Annotated in this window: 18 protein-coding genes; 6 read left to right on the forward strand and 12 right to left on the reverse strand. The window is 73.4% G+C overall.

The window, feature by feature from the left end; translation table 11 throughout:
• The first annotated feature begins 1 nt into the window (after window position 1).
• Window positions 2-2,608, forward strand: a complete 2,607-nt coding sequence (locus E1212_RS13365; RefSeq protein WP_131983196.1) for a glycoside hydrolase family 78 protein — start codon at window positions 2-4, stop codon at window positions 2,606-2,608.
• A 17-nt stretch (window positions 2,609-2,625) separates the two neighbouring features.
• Here E1212_RS13365 and E1212_RS13370 read toward each other — a convergent pair whose 3' ends face one another.
• From E1212_RS13370 to E1212_RS13380, 3 genes are all read right to left on the reverse strand, one after another.
• Window positions 2,626-2,835: a hypothetical protein gene (locus E1212_RS13370; protein ID WP_131983198.1), complete on the reverse strand. Its 210-nt coding sequence runs from the start codon at window positions 2,833-2,835 to the stop codon at window positions 2,626-2,628.
• A 70-nt stretch (window positions 2,836-2,905) separates the two neighbouring features.
• On the reverse strand, window positions 2,906-3,097 hold the full coding sequence (locus tag E1212_RS13375; protein WP_131983200.1) for a hypothetical protein: 192 nt from the start codon (window positions 3,095-3,097) through the stop codon (window positions 2,906-2,908).
• 93 nt (window positions 3,098-3,190) lie between these two features.
• Window positions 3,191-3,826, reverse strand: a complete 636-nt coding sequence (locus tag E1212_RS13380; RefSeq protein WP_162605455.1) for a TetR/AcrR family transcriptional regulator — start codon at window positions 3,824-3,826, stop codon at window positions 3,191-3,193.
• Window positions 3,827-3,890: 64 nt separating this feature from the next.
• Here E1212_RS13380 and E1212_RS13385 point away from each other — a divergent pair, with 64 nt between their 5' ends.
• The 3 genes from E1212_RS13385 (at window position 3,891) to E1212_RS13395 (ending at window position 6,350) form a co-directional block, all read left to right on the forward strand.
• Window positions 3,891-4,676, forward strand: a complete 786-nt coding sequence (locus E1212_RS13385) for an alpha/beta fold hydrolase (RefSeq protein ID WP_131983204.1) — start codon at window positions 3,891-3,893, stop codon at window positions 4,674-4,676.
• Between the two features lie 190 nt (window positions 4,677-4,866).
• On the forward strand, window positions 4,867-5,268 hold the full coding sequence (locus E1212_RS13390) for a DUF5994 family protein (RefSeq protein ID WP_131983206.1): 402 nt from the start codon (window positions 4,867-4,869) through the stop codon (window positions 5,266-5,268).
• On the forward strand, window positions 5,265-6,350 hold the full coding sequence (locus E1212_RS13395) for a fatty acid desaturase family protein (protein ID WP_131983208.1): 1,086 nt from the start codon (window positions 5,265-5,267) through the stop codon (window positions 6,348-6,350). The genes E1212_RS13390 and E1212_RS13395 overlap by 4 nt, the downstream gene beginning before the upstream one ends.
• Before the next feature lie 12 nt (window positions 6,351-6,362).
• On the opposite strand, the gene E1212_RS13400 is transcribed toward E1212_RS13395, so the two are convergent.
• A complete protein-coding gene (locus E1212_RS13400; RefSeq protein ID WP_131983210.1) occupies window positions 6,363-6,692 on the reverse strand; it encodes a LapA family protein in 330 nt (109 codons plus the stop codon).
• A 644-nt stretch (window positions 6,693-7,336) separates the two neighbouring features.
• Entirely contained in the window at window positions 7,337-8,335 is a 999-nt protein-coding gene (locus tag E1212_RS29445; RefSeq protein WP_162605456.1) for a hypothetical protein, read from the reverse strand.
• 38 nt (window positions 8,336-8,373) lie between these two features.
• On the opposite strand from E1212_RS29445, the gene E1212_RS13410 reads away from it, so the two are divergent.
• Window positions 8,374-9,093, forward strand: a complete 720-nt coding sequence (locus E1212_RS13410; protein WP_131983212.1) for an endonuclease/exonuclease/phosphatase family protein — start codon at window positions 8,374-8,376, stop codon at window positions 9,091-9,093.
• Between the two features lie 69 nt (window positions 9,094-9,162).
• Window positions 9,163-10,491: a hypothetical protein gene (locus E1212_RS13415; protein ID WP_131983214.1), complete on the forward strand. Its 1,329-nt coding sequence runs from the start codon at window positions 9,163-9,165 to the stop codon at window positions 10,489-10,491.
• Here E1212_RS13415 and E1212_RS13420 read toward each other — a convergent pair.
• The 7 genes from E1212_RS13420 to E1212_RS13450 all read right to left on the reverse strand — a co-directional run bounded on the left by E1212_RS13420 (window position 10,478) and on the right by E1212_RS13450 (window position 17,368).
• Window positions 10,478-11,104 (reverse strand): hypothetical protein, encoded by a 627-nt coding sequence (locus E1212_RS13420; protein WP_131983216.1) that lies wholly within the window; start codon window positions 11,102-11,104, stop codon window positions 10,478-10,480. The genes E1212_RS13415 and E1212_RS13420 overlap by 14 nt on opposite strands.
• On the reverse strand, window positions 11,101-11,742 hold the full coding sequence (locus tag E1212_RS13425) for a hypothetical protein (protein WP_131983218.1): 642 nt from the start codon (window positions 11,740-11,742) through the stop codon (window positions 11,101-11,103). The genes E1212_RS13420 and E1212_RS13425 overlap by 4 nt, the downstream gene beginning before the upstream one ends.
• Complete coding sequence (locus E1212_RS13430) at window positions 11,742-12,434, reverse strand: hypothetical protein (RefSeq protein ID WP_131983220.1); 693 nt, start codon at window positions 12,432-12,434, stop codon at window positions 11,742-11,744. The genes E1212_RS13425 and E1212_RS13430 overlap by 1 nt, the downstream gene beginning before the upstream one ends.
• A gap of 62 nt (window positions 12,435-12,496) precedes the next feature.
• The gene (locus E1212_RS13435) at window positions 12,497-13,264 is read right to left on the reverse strand and encodes an ATP-binding cassette domain-containing protein (RefSeq protein ID WP_131983221.1); all 768 of its coding nucleotides are present in this window, start codon (window positions 13,262-13,264) and stop codon (window positions 12,497-12,499) included.
• Window positions 13,261-14,295 (reverse strand): ABC transporter permease, encoded by a 1,035-nt coding sequence (locus tag E1212_RS13440; RefSeq protein WP_131983222.1) that lies wholly within the window; start codon window positions 14,293-14,295, stop codon window positions 13,261-13,263. Before E1212_RS13440 ends, E1212_RS13435 begins: the two co-directional genes overlap by 4 nt.
• Entirely contained in the window at window positions 14,283-15,374 is a 1,092-nt protein-coding gene (locus E1212_RS13445) for a substrate-binding domain-containing protein (protein ID WP_131983224.1), read from the reverse strand. The genes E1212_RS13440 and E1212_RS13445 overlap by 13 nt, the downstream gene beginning before the upstream one ends.
• A 56-nt stretch (window positions 15,375-15,430) precedes the next feature.
• Window positions 15,431-17,368, reverse strand: coding sequence for a glycoside hydrolase family 32 protein (locus tag E1212_RS13450; RefSeq protein ID WP_162605457.1), 1,938 nt, complete (start codon window positions 17,366-17,368; stop codon window positions 15,431-15,433).
• Window positions 17,369-17,418: the final 50 nt, after the last annotated feature.

Raw genomic sequence — 17,418 nt, forward strand, 5'->3', positions numbered from 1 at the left:
GATGACCGTCACGCCGTCCGCTCCGCAGGTGGAACATCATCGCCATCCGCTGGGCATCGGCGAGTCCAGGCCACGGCTGTCGTGGACAGTGGCCGGCGACGGGCCGTGGCGCCAGACCGGCTACGACGTCGAGCTGACCCGGCCCGGCTCCGCGCCGCAGGTGCACACCGTCGCGTCGGTGGAGCAGGTGCTGGTGCCGTGGCCGGGCGAACCGCTGACGTCCCGGGAGCGGCTGGGCGTCCGGGTCCGGCTGCACGGTGACGACGGCACGACGACGGCGTGGAGCGCGCCGACCCGGCTGGAGGCCGGGCTGCTGGAGCCCGGCGACTGGTCGGCGGTCCCGGTGGGCGGCGCGTGGGACGAGGACCCGGAGTCCGACGACCGGCGGCCGTCGCTGGTGCGGCGCGAGTTCACCGTCGACGGCACCGTCGTCGCGGCGCGGCTGTACGCGACCGCGCACGGGCTGTACGAGGCGGAGCTGAACGGGCGCCGGGTCGGCGACGACACCCTGTCGCCCGGCTGGACGGTGTACCCGCAGCACCTGCGCTACTACACCTACGACGTCACCGACCTGGTGCGGCCGGGTGCGAACACCGTCGGCGCCTGGCTCGGCGACGGCTGGTACCGTGGCCGGCTCGGCTGGAACGGCGGCTTCCGCAACCTCTACGGCAGCGACCTGTCCTTCCTCGCGCAGTTGGAGCTGACCTTCGCCGACGGCCGGGTCGAGACGGTCGCGACCGACGAAGCGTGGCGGGCGGCGCCCAGCCCGATCATCCGCACCGGCAACTACGACGGCGAGGACTACGACGCCCGAGCGGAACAGCCGGGCTGGTCGTCGCCGGGATTCGACGACGGCGCCTGGACCCCGGTCACCGTCGGGGTGCGGGACCCCGCGACGCTGCGCGCGCCCACCGGCCCGCCGGTGCGCTGCACCCAGGAGCTCCGCCCGGCCGCGGTCCCGACGACGCCCAGCGGGAAACGGGTCCTCGACTTCGGGCAGAACCTCGTCGGCCGCGTCCGCGTCCGGGTCACCGGCCCCGCCGGCAGCACCGTCACGCTGCGCACCGCCGAGGTCCTGCAGGACGGCGAGCTGTACACCCGCCCGCTCCGCGACGCGCGGTCCACGGACGGGTACACGCTGGCCGGCCGCCCCGGCGGTGAGGAGTGGGAGCCGCGGTTCACGTTCCACGGCTTCCGGTACGCCGAGGTCACCGGCTGGCCCGGCGACCTCGACGCCGCGGTCGCCGCCGGTGACGTCGTGGCCCGCGTCTACCACACCGACCTCGAGCGGACCGGCTGGTTCGAGTGCTCCGACCCGCTGGTGAACCGGCTGCACGAGAACATCGTGTGGAGCATGCGCGGCAACGTCGTCGACATCCCGACCGACTGCCCGCAGCGCGACGAGCGGGTCGGCTGGACCGGCGACATCCAGGTCTTCGGGCCGACGGCGAGCTTCCTCTACGACGTGTCCGGCATGCTGGCCGGCTGGCTCCGCGACGTCGAGCGCGAGCAGCTGCCCGACGGGACGGTGCCGTGGTACGTGCCGGTCATTCCGGCCACACATCGGTGGACGCCGATCCGGCCGGGTGCGGCGTGGGGCGACGTCGCCACGTTCCTGCCGTGGACGCTGTACGAGCGCTACGGCGACGCCGGCGTCGTCGCCGACCAGTTCGAGAGCGCCCGCCGCTGGGTCGACCTGATCGAGCGGCTGGCCGGTCCCGATCACCTGTGGGACGACGGGTTCCAGCTCGGCGACTGGCTCGACCCGGCCGCGCCGCCGCAGGACCCGGCCGATGCGCGCACCGACCGCTACCTGGTCGCGACGGCGTACTTCGCGGCGTCGGCCCGCCGGGTGGCCCGGCTCGCGGAGGTGCTCGGCCGCGAGGATGAGCGCGCGCACTACGCCGCCCTGGCCGACGCCGTCCGGTCCGCGTTCGCCGCGGCGTACGTGCTGCCGGACGGCCGGATGACCAGCGATGCGCAGACGGCGTATGCGCTGGGGCTGCGGTTCGACCTGATCCCGTCAGAGCTGCGCGCGGCGGCCGGGCGGCGCCTCGGCGAGCTGGTCCGCGCCGACGGCAACCGCATCGCCACCGGGTTCGTCGGGACGCCGCTGGTCAGCGACGCGCTGACGGACGCCGGCGAGCTGGACACCGCCTACGACCTGCTGCTCGAGCGCGAGTGCCCGTCGTGGCTGTACCCGGTGACGCAGGGCGCGACGACGGTCTGGGAGCGCTGGGACAGCCTGCTGCCCGACGGCTCGGTGAACCCGGGCACGATGACGTCGTTCAACCACTACGCGCTCGGCGCCGTGGCCGACTGGCTCCACCGGGTGGTGGCCGGGCTGGCGCCGGCCGCGCCCGGATACCGGCGGGTGCGGTTCCGGCCGCGGCCGGGCGGCGGGCTGACGTGGGCCCGGGCCCGGCACCGCTCGCCGTACGGCGAGGTCTCGATCGAGTGGCGGCGCTCGGGGAACGAGGTGGTCGTCGAGACGGAGCTGCCGCTCGGCACCACCGGCGTCCTGGAGCTGCCCGGCGGTGTCGGCGTGGAGCTCGTCGCCGGCCGGCACGAGCATCGATCCTCATCAGCGGCGCCCGGCGGAGCGTGACGGCGGCCGATTCGCTCCTACGACGCCAGCCAGCCGATGAGGCCCAGCACGATCAGCCCGGCGAACAGCACCACGATGACCGCGAGGAGCACGGTGCTGCCCGGCCAGCGGCCCTGACGGCCCTCGGTCTGGTCGAAGGCGCTGGGCCGGTCGTCGGGCGCCTGGTCGCGGGGCCGCTGGGCGGGATCCTCGTAGCCGCCGCCCTGGTGGTCGCTTCGCCCGGTCATGGTGGTGCCTCCTACCCGACGCACGTCGTCGTCCTCCACCGAGTACCCAGGAGGAGGCGCGGCAATCGGCTCAGCGGGTGGTGGCGGCCGGGCCGTCGATCTCGATGAGGTCCGAACGGCTGCCGTCGCCGGCGTTGCTGAGCAGCATGACCGAGGTGGCGATCATGAGGACGGCCGCGACCAGCAGGACGGCGAGCTTGGCCGGGGTGCCGGACTGGAGGAGCCAGCGGCGCAACGGCGCCAGCGCGTGGCGGTCGGACATCGTCGTCCCATCGTCAAACGGAGTGCGTCGATTCGACCGTATGTGACGGGTTCGTCCCCACGCCACCGATTCCGGCACATTGGCGGAAAGCGCTCACACCGGGCGAACGCCGTCGGCGCCGAACGCCGCCAGGAAGGTCGCGACGGCGGCGTCGGCGTGTGCCGCCAGGTCTCGTGCGGCCGGCTCCGCCGCGGGCGTGAAGAGGGACTCGTTGAACGGCGCGCCGAGCAGCAGCCAGAGGAACTGCTCGGCCGCGACGTCCATGTCGCCGGCCAGCAGGCCGCGCTCGGCCAGCGCGCCGAAGAGCCGCCGCAACGTCCGCAGCCCGCGCAGGCGGCCGTGCTCGTCCCAGGTGCGGGCGAGGTCGGGGAAGCGCTCCGCCTCGCTGGCGACCAGCCGGCGCATCCGCAGCAGGTCGGGGCCGGTGACCGTGGTGACGAACTCACGCGCGAACGCCCGCAGGTCGCCGGGCAGGTCCGTCGTCGCCGCGAGCGCGTCGAGGTGGTCGTCGGAGCGACGCTCGGCCGCTTCGATGTCGCGCCGGATGACGGCGGCGAACAGCAGCTCCTTGCTGGGGAAGTACTTGTAGAGCGTGACCTTCGAGATGGCGGCGATGGCGGCGATCTCGTCGACGGCCGCCGGGCCGAATCCGCGGCGCAGGAACACGTCGCGGGCGGCGTCGAGGATGAGTGGCTCCTTCGGTGCCCCGCGACCCCTTGTCGGTTCCATGAACTGAACTGTACAGTACTTCAACAGTGTACTGAACAGTTCAGTATCCAGAGGAGTGGTCGACATGCAGGCACGATCCGCCGACGGCACGCCGATCGCCGTCAGCCGCACCGGCGACGGCCCGGCCCTGGTCATGGTCGACCCCGCGGGCGCGTTCCACGGGCTGCGGCCCATGGCCGGCGCGGTGTCGGCGCTGGCGCAGCGGTTCACCGTCCACACCTACGACCGGCGCGGCCGCGGCGACAGCGGCGACGCGCCGGACCCCGCGCCGGGCGACGCGCCGGAGCGCGAGGTCGAGGATTTGGCGGCGGTCGTCGAGCTGGCCGGGGGCGAGGCGTACGTCTACGGGTTCAGCTCCGGCTGTGCGGTGGCGCTGCGCGCGGCGGCGGCGGGGCTGCCGATCCCGCGGCTCGCACTGCTCGAGCCGCCGTTCGTCGTGGACGAGCCCGCCGACACCGCCTTCGTCGACGAGCTGCGCGGCCTGATCGAGCGCGGCGAGCGGGGCGCCGCCGTCGAGTTCTTCAACCGCGGCATCGGCGTCCCCGACGAGTTCGTCGCCCAGTTGCGCGAGCACCCGGCCTGGCCCGGCCTCGAGGCCATGGCACACACGTTCCTCTACGACGTCGCGGTGACGGCGTCGATGACATCGGACCTGCTCGCGGCGGTGCGGCAGCCCGCGCTCGTGCTGAACAGCGACGGCAGTGACGACTACCTGCGCGGCGCCGCCCGCGACGTCGCCGCGCGGATCCCGGCGGGGGAGCACCGCGAACTCCCCGGCGACTGGCACGGTGTGGACGACGCCGCACTGGCCGAGCTCCTCGCCGGCTGGTTCTCCGCCGGCCGCGGCTGAGAGACGTGTCGCCCGGTGCGGACCGGGTAGAATGGACCCATCGGCGCACGGTACGGAGCTCAGTCGAGGCTCCGGCGGCGCCGGCACGACAGATCTCGGTCGCAAAGGCCGAAGACGGGCCGCGATCATGGCATCGCCCGCATCATCTCAGACATCCACGCCGCAGACTGCGCGTACCGCATTCAAGCCCTTGCCGGTCGACCGCGACAGCGTCCTCGACGGTGCCTGGTGGCCACGGTCGCGTGAGCTCGCCGCCGAACTGCCCGCCCTGCTGACGGCGTTGCAGGAGCGAGACGTCGTCGTGGCGCGGGTCGCCTACGGCCCGGACTCCTGGGAGCCCGCCGGCCGGAAGACCCGGGTCGCCGGGCGGGTCATCGCCCTGGGCTGGTTCCGGACCATCGATCCGCACTCGGTGAGCGTCACGAGCCTGGACGGCCGCGACCGGCTCGACCTGCTGGTCGTGCCGCCCGACGACGACAAGGCACTCGCCGGCCGCGCGTTCGCGCTCGTGCTCGACGGCCACGATCGCGACGGCGCCAGCGCGACCCTGGCCGCCGCGGCGGACGACTCGAGGCTCCGGGAGCCGACATGACCACTGAACGACTCTCCGGCACGGCAGAGGCAAGCGCCCCCGTACGCGTCCGGCACGTCAGCGCGTACACCGAACTGGCCCGGCAGGTCCGTGAGGCCGGGCTGCTGCGACGTCGCTACGCCTACTACTGGTCCAGGATCATCGCGGCCCTCACGGCGTTCGCGGGGATCTGGGTGGGGTTCGCGTTCCTCGGCGACTCCTGGTTCCAGCTGTTCCTCGCCGCCGCGCTCGCCGTCGTGCTGGTCCAGTTCGGCTTCCTCGGGCACGACAGCGCCCACCGGCAGATCTTCGCCTCGCACCGGTGGAACGACTGGACCTCGCGGGTCTTCTCCGGGCTGTTCACGGGACTCAGCTATGGCTGGTGGCAGTCCAAGCACAGCCGCCACCACGCCAACCCGAACAAGGAGGGCGCCGACCCCGACGTGGGGCCAGGCGTCCTGGCGTTCACCCCCGCGGTCGCGCAGGCCCGGCACGGCCTGGCCGCCCGCCTGACGCCCCGTCAGGGCTACTTCTTCTTCCCGCTGCTGCTGCTGGAAGGGCTCTCGCTGCACGTCGCGAGCATCCAGACGATCATGCGGCGGCAGCCGCTGAAGCACCGCTGGTGGGAGGCGGCGTTCGTCGCCGTTCGGCTCGGCGGGTACATCACCGTGCTGCTGCTGGTCCTGCCGCCGGGGAAGGCCGCGGCGTTCTTCGGCGTGCAGATGGCGCTGTTCGGCCTGCTTCTCGGCGCGTCCTTCGCTCCGAACCACATCGGCATGCCCATCGTCGCGCCCGACGAGAAGGTCGACTTCCTACGGCGTCAGGTGCTGATGTCGCGCAACATCCGCGGTGGCATCCTGACCGACTTCGCCATGGGCGGGCTGAACTACCAGGTCGAGCACCACCTGTTCCCGAGCATGCCGCGGCCGAGCCTTCGACGGGCGCAGCCCATCGTGCGGGAGTACTGCGCCCGGCACCTGGTCGGCTACACCGAGACCAGCCTCTTCGGCGCCTACCGCGTGATCGTCCGCTACCTCAACCAGGTGGGGTTGCGCGGCCGCGATCCGTACCGGTGCCCGCTGACCACGCAGTTCCGGGTCTGAGGGCCGGCCCGGTCAGCCGGGGCCGCTCGACGGGCGCCGCCGCAGCTGCGTGATCCGGGCGGCGCCGACGACCGCGACCACGAGGCCCGCGCCGACTCCGGCGATGAGCAGCGCCAGTGCCAGGGGAACGCTGCCCTCGAGCCAGAGGAAGGCGACGTCGACCCGGCTCGTGTTCTGCAGCATGAACGCGATCAGGATCACGAGGATGAGGGCGGCGACGCAGCTGCCCGCCCAGGCGGCACTGACGCGAGCGGGTGCGGCCGGCGGCGGGGGCGCCGGGTCTGCAACCTCGAAGTCGACCGACGGCTCCGGGCCGTTGCCGTTGCGGCGGAACACGGACATGACAGTCCTTCGTCGAGATGATCGAGCCGGCGTGGCTGGCACCTCGGGGATGGGATGTCGCAGTTCCCGGATACCTCCACCCCATGCCCCACGTCAGAGCCGGGGCCGGCCCCCGGACGCTCAGCACGCCGCCGCGGGCGTGACCGTACGGAGGCAGGCGTCGACCTCGTCATCGGCGCCTTCCGCCGGGCGCCGCTGTCCGGCGCCCCGCCCGCTCGGTACGCGCCGCGCGTGCTCGCCGCCGCTCGGGCTGCTCGCCTTCCTGCCTTGAGCGGTTGCGGTCCCCGCCCATGGTGGCCGGGTTCGCCGGCCAGATGCCTGTGCGTGCCGCTAGAGGTGTGCGGTCGGTTCCGACCGCAGAGGTCTCGCGCGCGCGTTGGCGGTGTGCGGTCGGTTCCGACCGCAGAGGTCTCGCGCGCGCGTTGGCGGTGTGCGGTCGGTTCCGACCGCAGAGGTCTCGCGCGCGCGTTGGCGGTGTGCGGTCGGTTCCGACCGCAGAGCTCTCGCGCGCGCGTTGGCGGTGTGCGGTCGGTTCCGACGGCAGAGCTCTCGCGGGGCTGACCGGCCGCGACGTCACTTGTGCCAGGGAGCGTCTCACCCGCCGCGGGACCGCATGGCGGCGGCCACCGCTCGTCATCCGGCCCTCAGGCGCGTGGAGTGCCGCTCAGGCGGGTGAGGTCGGCGACCACGGCGTCGGTGAACGGGACGCCGGCGATCGCCGTGAGCGCCGCACCCCACCCCGCGACGAAGTAGTCCCAGCCGTCGACGGCGGTGGCGCCCTGCGCGCGGGCGTCGGCGAGGAACGCGAGATCGCCGCGGTAGTTGAAGTCCCACGCCGTCGCGGTGGGCGGGAGGACGGTGCCGGGCGGCAGCGGCGAGCCGGGCCGGTCCTTGCCCAGCCCCGTGGCGTTGACGACGAGCGCGCCGTCGGGGACGCGAGCGGGTGCCGTCGCGGGGGAGCGCAGGTCGACCTGGTCCGCGAGGCCGCACCGGTCCGCCGTCGCCCGCAGCGCGGCCAGGGCGGCCTCGTCGGTGTCGACGACGATGATCGAGCCCGGCCGACGCGGCGGGCCGGCCCCGACGTCCAGCGTCAGGGCGAGCAGGAGCGCCGTCCCCGCCCCGCCCGCGCCGTAGACGACGACGTCCCGCCCGGCGACGTCGAACCCGGGCAGGACGGCGGCCAGCGCGAGCGGGTCGCGCGCGAACCCGTCGACCCCGCCGCCAGAGGTCCGGGCGAGCGCGTTGACCTCGAGCGTGCGGTCCACGAGGGCGTCGGTGCGCCGCAACCGGCCGGCCGCCGCCCGGTACAGCCGCAGCTTGTGACCGGTGACGACGGCGCCCGCGACGTCCGGGTTCGCGGCGACGGCGTCGACGAGGTCGCGGTAGGCCTCGGGCGGCGCCGACGGCGGGAGGTCGACGCCGCGCACCATCCACTCCGGCCGGCCGAGGCGGACGGCCCACGCCGGGAACTCCCGGTGGATGCGCGACCCGCCGGTGTCGACGCCGACGAACGCGACCAGCCGCCGTCCGCCGGACCCGCCGCCGGACCCGCCGCCGGACCCGCCGCCGGACCCGCCGCCGGACCCGCCGCCGGACCACTGCCGGAGCGAACCCGGCTCGATCACCCGCCCGTCGTGCGTCACGCCGCCAATCTACGGCGGGTCGGCTAGCGTGACGGGCCATGCCGGCGACCCGGGTCCTGCACTGGAACATCCACTCCTGGCGCGACGAGGACGGCGATCGGCCCGGCGGACCGAACGCCGACGCCGTCGCCGCCGTCATCGCCGAGACCGACCCGCGGATCGTCTCGCTCACCGAGGTCGACGAGCCCTGGGGCGGCCCGTCGACGCTCGCCTCGGTGGCGGGGCGGCTGGGGTTCGCGTGGGTCTTCCCGCCCACCGTCCACTACGGCGACGACGACGGCCCGCGCGGCGGGTACGGCAACGCGCTGCTGGTCAAGGCCCCGATCCTGGCCGTGCACCAGTGGCAGCTGCGCTGGCCGCTCGGCCTCTACGACGGCTCGGAGTCCTCGGAGCCGCGCACCGTGGTGCTGGTGAAGATCGACATCGGCCCGGACGGGCTCTGGGCCGGCAGCGCCCACCTGCCCCGCCGGTCGGCCGCCGCCCGGGCGGCCGGGGTGGGCCGCCTGCTCGACCTCGCCCGCGGGCTCGACGCACCCTGGCTGATCTGCGGCGACTTCAACACTCCGGCGGCGTCGTGGGTGCCGGCCGACGGCTCCGTGGTCGTCCGGCCCTCGGTGCCGGAGCCCTCCTACCCGGCGAGCGCACCCGCCGAGGCGATCGACTACGTGGTCGCCGCTCCGGCGCTGACGGTGTCCGCCGCGGTCCTCGACCGGCTCGGCTCCGACCACCTCCCGCTCCTGGCGACGGTCGATGTGTGAGCAGCGAGTCGGCCTCGCCAGGGCAGGGAGAACTCCCGTCTGACGGGGCCAAGCCCTATTCTCAGTGCGATGGCCGTGACCGAGACTCCCAGCCGCTCACGCGTCATGGCGACGCTGCGCTCGGCGGGCGTCGACGTGTTCGCGGTGCTGCTGCGGGCGGGGAAGCTGCTCGTGCGGCACTGGCCGGTGCTGCTGGCCATCCTGTTCGCCGGCGAGGCCGGCCGGTACGCCGCACTCTGGGCGGCGGTCGAGCTGAGCACGTTCAGCGGCACGCTGGGCGTCCTCGTGCTGGTGCTGGGCCCGCTCGCCGCGGTGTGCGCACTGATAGCCGCGCTCTATGCGCTGCGCCACTCGCTGCCGTCGCTGCAGGCGTCGGCCGACGAGGCGGCGGCGACGGGCGACGAGAACACCGCGGCGCCGAAGCAGCACCCGAGCATCGTCACCGTCCTCGGCAGCGTCATGGTGCCGTTCCTCGCCATCTACGCCTCGTACGGGTACCTCTCCGAGGACGTGTTCCGGTTCGTGAACACCGCCGTCACCGACGAGCTGTTCAACAACCCGGACCTGCTGCTGGGCACGGCGGACTTCGACGAGGACCGGACGGCGCTCGCCACCGGCTGGCTGGCCATGGCGCTCGTCGCCGTCGCGATCGTGCTGCGGTACGGGCTGGGCGTCCTCGCCCGGCAGAAGCCGATGCGCTGGATCCCGTGGGCGGCGGCCTACGTCGAGGTGCTGTGGCTGGTCACGCTGGCCCGCATGCTCGCCGTCCACCAGCAGGCCGCCATCACCTGGATCCAGGAGCGCTCGGTCGCGCAGGCCGTCGCCGACGGCTGGCAATCGGTGCTGGCGTTCTTCGGGCCGGTCGGCAACGCCGTCGACGCCGGCAGCAGGTGGCTGTTCGAGCTGCTCAGCGACGCCGACGCGCTGCTGGTCGTCCCGGTCGCCTGGCTGACGGTGGGCGCCGTCGTCTACGGGCAGCAGCTGCGCGAGCCCGAGCGACGCCGCGCCACGTCGCACCGGCGGCCGCGGAGCGGACTGGTCCGCCGTATGCACGCCCCGGCACGGCAGGTCGGCAACGAGCTCACCGGCGGCCTCGGCGACCGCTTCGGCGCGCTGGCCCGCGGGCTGCGCCGGCTCGCCGTCGCCGGCCTCGCGCCGATGCTGCTGTTCGCGCTCGCGTTCGTCGTCGCCCAGCGGCTGGAGTACGCCGTCGAGCTGCTGTGGCGCGAGGTGCTCGGGCCGATGCCCCTGGACGCCTACCTCGCGTTCGTGCCGCACACCGGCATGGTGTCGCACGTCGTCGGCACCGTGGCCGTGGTGTGCCTGCTCGGCGCCGCCATCGACCGCGTGCTCGACCGCGGCGGCCACACCGACCGGCAGACCGTCAGGATACGGTGATCAGCAGCCCGTCCGGCGGGCCCCAGCTGAGCACCACCTCGGCCACCTCGACGCCCTCGGGCAGCAGCACCACGGGGCTGACCCGCCACTCGTCCGGACGCCGCGGCCCGGTGTCGGGATCGAGGCCCTCGATGAGGTCGAGCTCCGGCCCGCGCGCGTCGGGCGGCACGCACGGCGACGTCGCCTGGTTCTCGATCGACGGCGACGCGATCTGATAGTCGTACTCCACGCCGTCGGTGTCGCGGACGACGAGATCGCAGCTGGTCAGCGGCACGTCGGGCGGCGCCGCCAGCTCGAGGTCGACGGCAATCGCCTGCACACCCTCGGGCGGGTCGAGCTCGTAGTCGTCGCTGACGGGGCCGAACAGCTCCTCGGCCGGGCGGACGCCGTCGAGGCGCACCCGCACGCTGAACGGCACGTCGCCGGTGCGGTCGTACTGGCTCGACGAGAACGTCACCCACTCACCCTGTGTCGCGTGCTGCAGGTCGCGCGGCTTCTCCAGCCACCACTGCGCCTCGACCCGGTACGAGGCCGCCGCCAGTGCCGCGGCCGCCGCCACGGGCAGCGCGACCAGGCCCCAGCGGTTGCGCCGCCACCAGCCGGCCCTCGTCACGGCGCCTCCGCGTCCGGGCCGTCGGCGGGCCCGGCCACCTCGACCGGCTCCTCGGAGGCCGCCCAGGCGCCGGCGTCGTCCTGGGTGAGCCCGAGGTCGACGACGGCGATGTCGTCGCGCCGGTGGTCCTCGTCGTTGTCCGGCAGCGCGACGACCAGGTGCGCCCCGGCGACGGCGTCGGCCGGCAGCTCGACCGCGACGGCCAGCCGGCGCGGGATGCCCGGCTGCGCCTCGCCGCCGGAGTCGTACGGGTTGCGCTCGGAGCTGGTGCGGAACACCCGCCCGTCGCCGTCGCGAATCGCCACGTACGACGGGATCTGCGGCTCGCCCGCCGCGGTGTAGGTCCAGTCGACGACGACGTACACGCCGGCGCTGATGCGGCCCGTGCCCAGCGAGTCGACAATGCGGGTGGACCCCTGGACCGCGGTGACCTCGACGGTGCCCCAGCGGGTCTCGACCGGCTCGCCGAGGGAGCCGGCCCGCTCGAACGGTGCGGACGCCTCCGTCTCGGCCGGCATCAGGCCTTCGACGGCGCGGCCGGTCGCCAGCGCCGCGACCAGCAGCACGGCGAATGCGGCCTGCCGCGACAGCCGGCTGAACGGCGTCACCGGGGGCCGCGAGACGCGCCGGCCGCCCATCAGGACCCACCCCCGGACGGCGACTCCGCCGGCTCGTCCGGCTCGGGCGCGGTGACCTCGAGGTCGCCGGCGGCCACGGGCAGCGGGTCGAGCCACTCGTCGGTGTGGTCGATGGAGCTCTGCCGCAGCGTGTGCCCGACCAGCACGAGCCGCGCCGCGGCCGGCACGTCGGCGCGGGCGTCCTGCTCCCACACGAGCGCGACCTCGTACTCGAGGCCGGGCTGGACGGCGTCGAGCACGGTGCCGTCGGCCATGACGTAGGCGCCCTCGGCCGGCACCGGCTCGTCGGGGTCGCGCGTGCGGCCGGGGCTCTCGTACGACGGCACGCCCGGCACCCCGGCCAGCGCGAGGCTCTCGTTCAGCAGGTAGCCGTGCTGCGTCTTGGTGCCGGTCGCCTCGACCGTCGCCACGACGGCCAGCACCCGGGTCTCGTCGTCGCCCTCGGAGACGCCGGGCAGCTCGTCGACCACCCGCATGCGGTCGATGGTGACGACGAAGGGGCCGACGTCGACGGTGTCGCCCGCGGCCAGCGGCGCGAGCTCCTCGGCGGCCGTCGTCTCGGACGGGTCGAATCCGCCGGCGACGAGCACGGCGAGCACCGCGGCGCCCGCCGCACTGCCGGCCAGCGTCAGGTGCTGACGCGAGGTTCCCTGGGCCAGGCGCCGCAGCCGACCCCCCGAGTCCGCCATCACGGGACCAGAGTGTAGGGCCCGACCGGGCGCGACGCCCGCCGCTCGTCCGGCGGGCCGCGCGCTCAGGCGGCGGCCGCGCCGGTCATGATCGCCACGCCCTCGGCCATGGTGTGCGATGACGGCGTGATGACCCCCGCCGACCGGCCCAGCCGCTGGATGTGGATCCGGTTCGCCACCTGCCACACGTGCGGCATGTTGTGGCTGACCAGGATCACGCCCAGACCGTTCTCGCGCAGCCGCTCGATCAGCGCGAGCACCTGGTTGGACTCCTTCACGCCCAGGGCGGCCGTGGGCTCGTCGAGCACGACGATGCGGCTGCCGAACGCCGCCGCGCGGGCGACCGCGACCGCCTGCCGCTGCCCGCCGGACAGCGACTCGACCGGCTGGGTGATGTTCTGGATCGTGTCGATGCCGAGGTCGCGCACCGCCTTCTCGGCGCGCGACCGCATGCCCGGCGTGTCGAGCATGCGGAACACCGAGCCGAGGATGCCCGGACGGCGTTCCTCGCGGCCGAGGTAGAGATTGCTGGCGACGTCCAGCGCCGGTGCCACGGCCAGCGTCTGGTACACCGTCTCGATGCCGGCGTCGCGCGCGTCCTGCGGGCGGCGGAAGGCGACCTCGGCGCCGTCGGCGGTGATGGTCCCCGCGTCCGGCACCAGCGCGCCCGTGAGGCACTTGATCAGCGTCGACTTGCCGGCGCCGTTGTCTCCGATGACGGCGAGCACTTCGCCCGCGTACACGTCGACGTCGACGCCGTCGAGGCCGACGACCCGGCCGAACGTCTTCACCAGCCCGCGCGCGGCGAGCACCGGGATCCGCGTCGTCGTCATGCCCGCACCCTCCTGATCCACTGGTCGACCGACACCGCGGCGATGACGAGGACGCCGACGGCGAGCAGGCGGTACTGGTCGTCGACGCCGGCCAGCGACAGCCCGACCGCGAACGACTGCACGATGAGCGCGCCGAGCAGCGTCCCGAGAATGCCGCCGCGGCCCCCGAACAGGCTCGTCCCGCCGATGACGACCGCCGTGATCGACTCGAGGTTGGCATCGGCGATCGCGTTGGGGCTGGCCGCCCCCGCCCGCCCGATCAGCACCCACGCGGCCAGCCCGTAGATGAGGCCGGCGACGGCGTACACGCTGAACAGCACCCGGTTGACCCGGATGCCGGCCAGCCGCGCCGCGTCGGAGTCGTCGCCGACGGCGTACACGTGCCGTCCCCAGGCGGTCCGGCTCAGCGCCCACCCGACGACCACGTACATCAGGGCGACGATGACCACGCCGTAGGTCAGCCGGAAGTCGCCGATCGGGAACGTCGTCCCGGTCCAGCTCAGCAGGTCCGGCAGGTCGGCGCCGGGCACGCTCTGCCCGCCGGTGTAGATGAGGACCACGGCGGTGAAGACGCTGAGCGTGCCGAGCGTGACGATGAACGGCGGCAGCCCGACCCGGGTGACCAGCAGCCCGTTGAGACCGCCCGCCGCCAGGCCCGCCGCGACGCCGATGACCAGCGCGATCGGTGCCGGCACGCCCTGCTCGGCGGCGAGCATCGCGGCCAGCATGGACGAGCCCACCGCGATGGCGCCGACGGACAGGTCGATGCCGGCGGTCAGGATGATCAGTGTCTGCCCGATCGCCAGCGCCGCCACGATGGCAGTCTGCTGGATCAGCAGCGACAGCGCGGCGGGCGCGGCGAACCGGTCGTTGAGCAGTGTGAACGCAACGCACGTCAGCAGCAGGATGATCGCCGGGCTGAGCGCCGGGTGCGAGTGCAGCAGGTGTTGCGCGCGTTGCGCGGGGGCGCGGCGGCGGCGCTCCAGCTCCGCCGCCGCACCGCCCGGTTCGTCGGTGGTCAGCCCCAGCACTTGTCGGCGCCCTCGGTCGTGTCGATGCTCTCCACGCCGTCGGCCGGCGTGTCGGTCACCAGCGCGACGCCGGTGTTGAAGAAGTCGAGGCCGTCGCTGGGCTGCGGCGGCTCGCCCCCGCGCGCGATGTCGGCGATCGCCTTGACGCCCTCGGATGCCATGAGCAGCGGGTACTGCTGCGACGTGGCGCCGATGCGGCCGTCCTTGACCGCCTGCACGCCGTCGCAGCCGCCGTCGACGGAGACGATGATGACGTTCCCGGCGACGCCGGCCGCCTCGAGCGCGGCGTACGCACCCGCGGCCGACGGCTCGTTGATCGTGTAGACGACGTTGATGTCGGGGTTGCGGGTCAGGCAGTTCTCCATGGCCGTGCGGCCGCCGTCCTCGGCGCCGCCGGTCGGCTCGTTGCAGACGATCTCGTACGTGCCGCCGGAGTAGTTGCCGGTCGGCGCCTCGTCGCCGTTGCGCTTGTCGTCGCCGAGCTCGATGCCCATGCCGGACAGGAACCCCTGGTCGCGGTTGTAGTCGACCGAGACGATCTTGTCGTTGAACAGGTCGAGCAGCGCGATGGTGGCCGGCTGCCCGCCCAGCTGCGCCGCCGCCCACCGGCCGATCAGCTCGCCGGCCTCGAAGTTGTCCGTGGCGAAGGTGATGTCGACGATGTCGGCGGGGTCGGGCGGGGTGTCCAGCGCGATGACGAACAGGCCGGCGTCGCGGGCCCGCTCGATGGCCGGGTTGACGCCGGGGCCGTTGGGCACGATGAGGATGCCCTGCTCACCGGCGGCGATGGCGTTCTCGATGGCCTGGATCTGGCCCTCCTCGTCGCCGTCCTCGGCGCCGGCGGCGATGGTGAGGTCGACGTTCTCCTCCTCGGCGACCTCCTTCGCGCCCTCCTGCATGGCGACGAAGAACGGGTTGATGGAGTCCTTGGTGATGAGGGTGACGGCGACGGCGTCGCCCTCGCCCGCCGCGGTGGTGCCGCCGTCGTCGTCGGAGCCGCAGGCGGTGACGGTGAGGACGGTGGCGGCGGCGAGGGCCGCGGTCGCGGCGAGCCGGCGTCGTGGGTGGGGGAGCGTCATGGTCGGTTCCTTCTGCTGGTGGACTGACACGTGTCGGGGGTCGAGGGCGTCACTGGTCAGGGCACCGGCCCGACCTGGACGTTCTGGATGACCGCGGTGCCGTTGTAGACGTTGAGGCCGAACTGGCCGCTCGGGATCGTGTCGTCCACGGCATCGATGACGGGCTCCGCGCCGCCGTCGAGGTATACCCGGATCCGGGAGCCCTCGGCCACCACTTTCAGGTGATAGGTGCGCCCGTACTCGACGTCGAGCGGGTACGTGGCGATGTCGCGGCCCGGCCGCCAGAGCTTGATCACGTTGGCGTGCGCGTCGACGTTGGCGGTGTAGTGCCGGCTCGCGTCGCGGTTGGAGCGGAACGTGAGGGCCGCGGCGACGCCGGAGTCCAGCCGCACGTCGGCCTCGTAGCTGAAGTCGGTGCCGGTGGTCGTGTTCAGGTAGAACGCGTCGCCGCCGCTGGTGCCCTTCTTGCCGCCGGAGGCGTCGGACCAGACGCCGGAGTCGGTGTACCACTCGCCGCCGACGTTGGACTCCAGGGTGGACTCGCCGCCCCAGACGGAACCGAGCTGGTGCACCGTCATGCCGGTCAGCCGGACGTTGCCGTCGACGAACAGCTCCATGGCGTCGTCGCCGGGCATGCTGTCGAAGTTGACGTTCAAGCTGCGGTACAGCCGGCCGTCGTTGCCGAAGATCTCCAGCTGGCCGCGGTCGACGAGCAGCCGGAGCTCGACCTTGCCGTCCTCGAGCGGCAGCGGGACGCCGTCGAGCGTCTGGGTCTTGGCGTCGTAGACGACCTCGTGGTCGTACCAGCCGTCCTCACCGGTGCCCAGGCGGAAGCCGAACCGCGGCTCCGTCCGCCCGATGACCTCGAACTCGGCCTCGATCTCGGTGGTGTCCATCTCGACGCCGTCGAGCAGCGCGGCCGCGCGGTCATCGTCGAGCATGCGCGCCTTCCAGGTCTGCGTGCCGGTGCGCAGGCCGTCGATCTCGTCGACCGGCGTGCTCAGGACCATGGGCGCGCCGTCCACCGTCTCCAGCCGCATCTCGACGGGGAACGTGATGTTGCCGGTCCAGATGGTGCCGGAGTTGCCTGGCTGCCAGGCCATCGAGACGATGCGGTCGTCGGGCAGGTTCATGAAGGTCAGCCCGGCGTAGTAGGAGCCGCCGAACTGGTTGTTGCCCTGGTTGAAGCGTTGCGGCGTGGTCTGCTCGGTAGTGAACGTGGTGCCGTCGAAGGCGCCGACGACGTACTCGCCACTCGCGTCGCTCAGCACCCATTTCACGTTCTCGGGGTCGCCGTCGAGCGGCATCGGCACGAAGTCGGGGCACTCGAACAGCCAGCCGGCGTTGTAGCGCGAGGCGTGCGTCCAGTTCAGCAGGTCGTCGGACGTGTAGAAGTCGACGCCGTTGCCGCCCGGCGCGTCGGACCAGACGACCAGCCCCCACGTCTCGGCGGCCTCGTCCCAGAAGACCTTCGGGTCGCGGCTGGTGCCCTGCGGGACGACGACCTTCCGGCCGCCGTCATAGGTGTGGAACGTGAACCCGCCGTCGGTGGAGTAGAAGACCTGCACGCCGTTGGTGCCGGAGTAGACGATGATCGGGTCGTCGTCGCCGTCCTTGAGGCCGCTGACGTTCGCGGTGTCGACCACGCCGCCGCCGGAGAACAGGTCGCCCGGGTGGACGCCGGGCTCCAGCGCGATCGGCTGCTGCTTCCAGTGCACGAGGTCGGTGCTCGTGGCGTGCCCCCAGTGCATGGTGTCCCACTGCAGGCCGTGCGGGTTGTGCTGGTAGTACAGGTGGTACTCGCCGTCGTAGTACAGCGGCGCGTTGACGTCGTTGATCCAGCCGCCGCGCGCACTGAAGTGGTACTGGCCGCGGTTGTCCTCCTGGTAGTTGGTGACGGGGTAGGGGAACTCCGGGTAGTCCTGCACCGTCCCGGCCGACCCGGTCTGCACCATCACACCCGCGATGCCGGCGGCTGCGGCGAGCGTCGCCACAGCGGACCGCATTCTCCTGCGCATACGTCACAGCTCCCTTGCCAGTGATC

It is taken from the genome of Jiangella ureilytica, assembly GCF_004348545.1.
In the GTDB taxonomy this organism is placed as follows: Bacteria; Actinomycetota; Actinomycetes; order Jiangellales; family Jiangellaceae; genus Jiangella; species Jiangella ureilytica.

Bases quoted from the DNA above. Each gene is read 5' to 3' on its own strand.
- E1212_RS13365 (WP_131983196.1), top strand. From the start codon at position 2: ATGACCGTCACGCCGTCCGCTCCGCAGGTGGAACATCATCGCCATCCG.
- E1212_RS13370 (WP_131983198.1), bottom strand. From the start codon at position 2,835: ATGACCGGGCGAAGCGACCACCAGGGCGGCGGCTACGAGGATCCCGCC.
- E1212_RS13375 (WP_131983200.1), bottom strand. From the start codon at position 3,097: ATGTCCGACCGCCACGCGCTGGCGCCGTTGCGCCGCTGGCTCCTCCAG.
- E1212_RS13380 (WP_162605455.1), bottom strand. From the start codon at position 3,826: ATGGAACCGACAAGGGGTCGCGGGGCACCGAAGGAGCCACTCATCCTC.
- E1212_RS13385 (WP_131983204.1), top strand. From the start codon at position 3,891: ATGCAGGCACGATCCGCCGACGGCACGCCGATCGCCGTCAGCCGCACC.
- E1212_RS13395 (WP_131983208.1), top strand. From the start codon at position 5,265: ATGACCACTGAACGACTCTCCGGCACGGCAGAGGCAAGCGCCCCCGTA.
- E1212_RS13400 (WP_131983210.1), bottom strand. From the start codon at position 6,692: ATGTCCGTGTTCCGCCGCAACGGCAACGGCCCGGAGCCGTCGGTCGAC.
- E1212_RS13410 (WP_131983212.1), top strand. From the start codon at position 8,374: ATGCCGGCGACCCGGGTCCTGCACTGGAACATCCACTCCTGGCGCGAC.
- E1212_RS13415 (WP_131983214.1), top strand. From the start codon at position 9,163: ATGGCCGTGACCGAGACTCCCAGCCGCTCACGCGTCATGGCGACGCTG.
- E1212_RS13425 (WP_131983218.1), bottom strand. From the start codon at position 11,742: ATGGGCGGCCGGCGCGTCTCGCGGCCCCCGGTGACGCCGTTCAGCCGG.
- E1212_RS13435 (WP_131983221.1), bottom strand. From the start codon at position 13,264: ATGACGACGACGCGGATCCCGGTGCTCGCCGCGCGCGGGCTGGTGAAG.
- E1212_RS13445 (WP_131983224.1), bottom strand. From the start codon at position 15,374: ATGACGCTCCCCCACCCACGACGCCGGCTCGCCGCGACCGCGGCCCTC.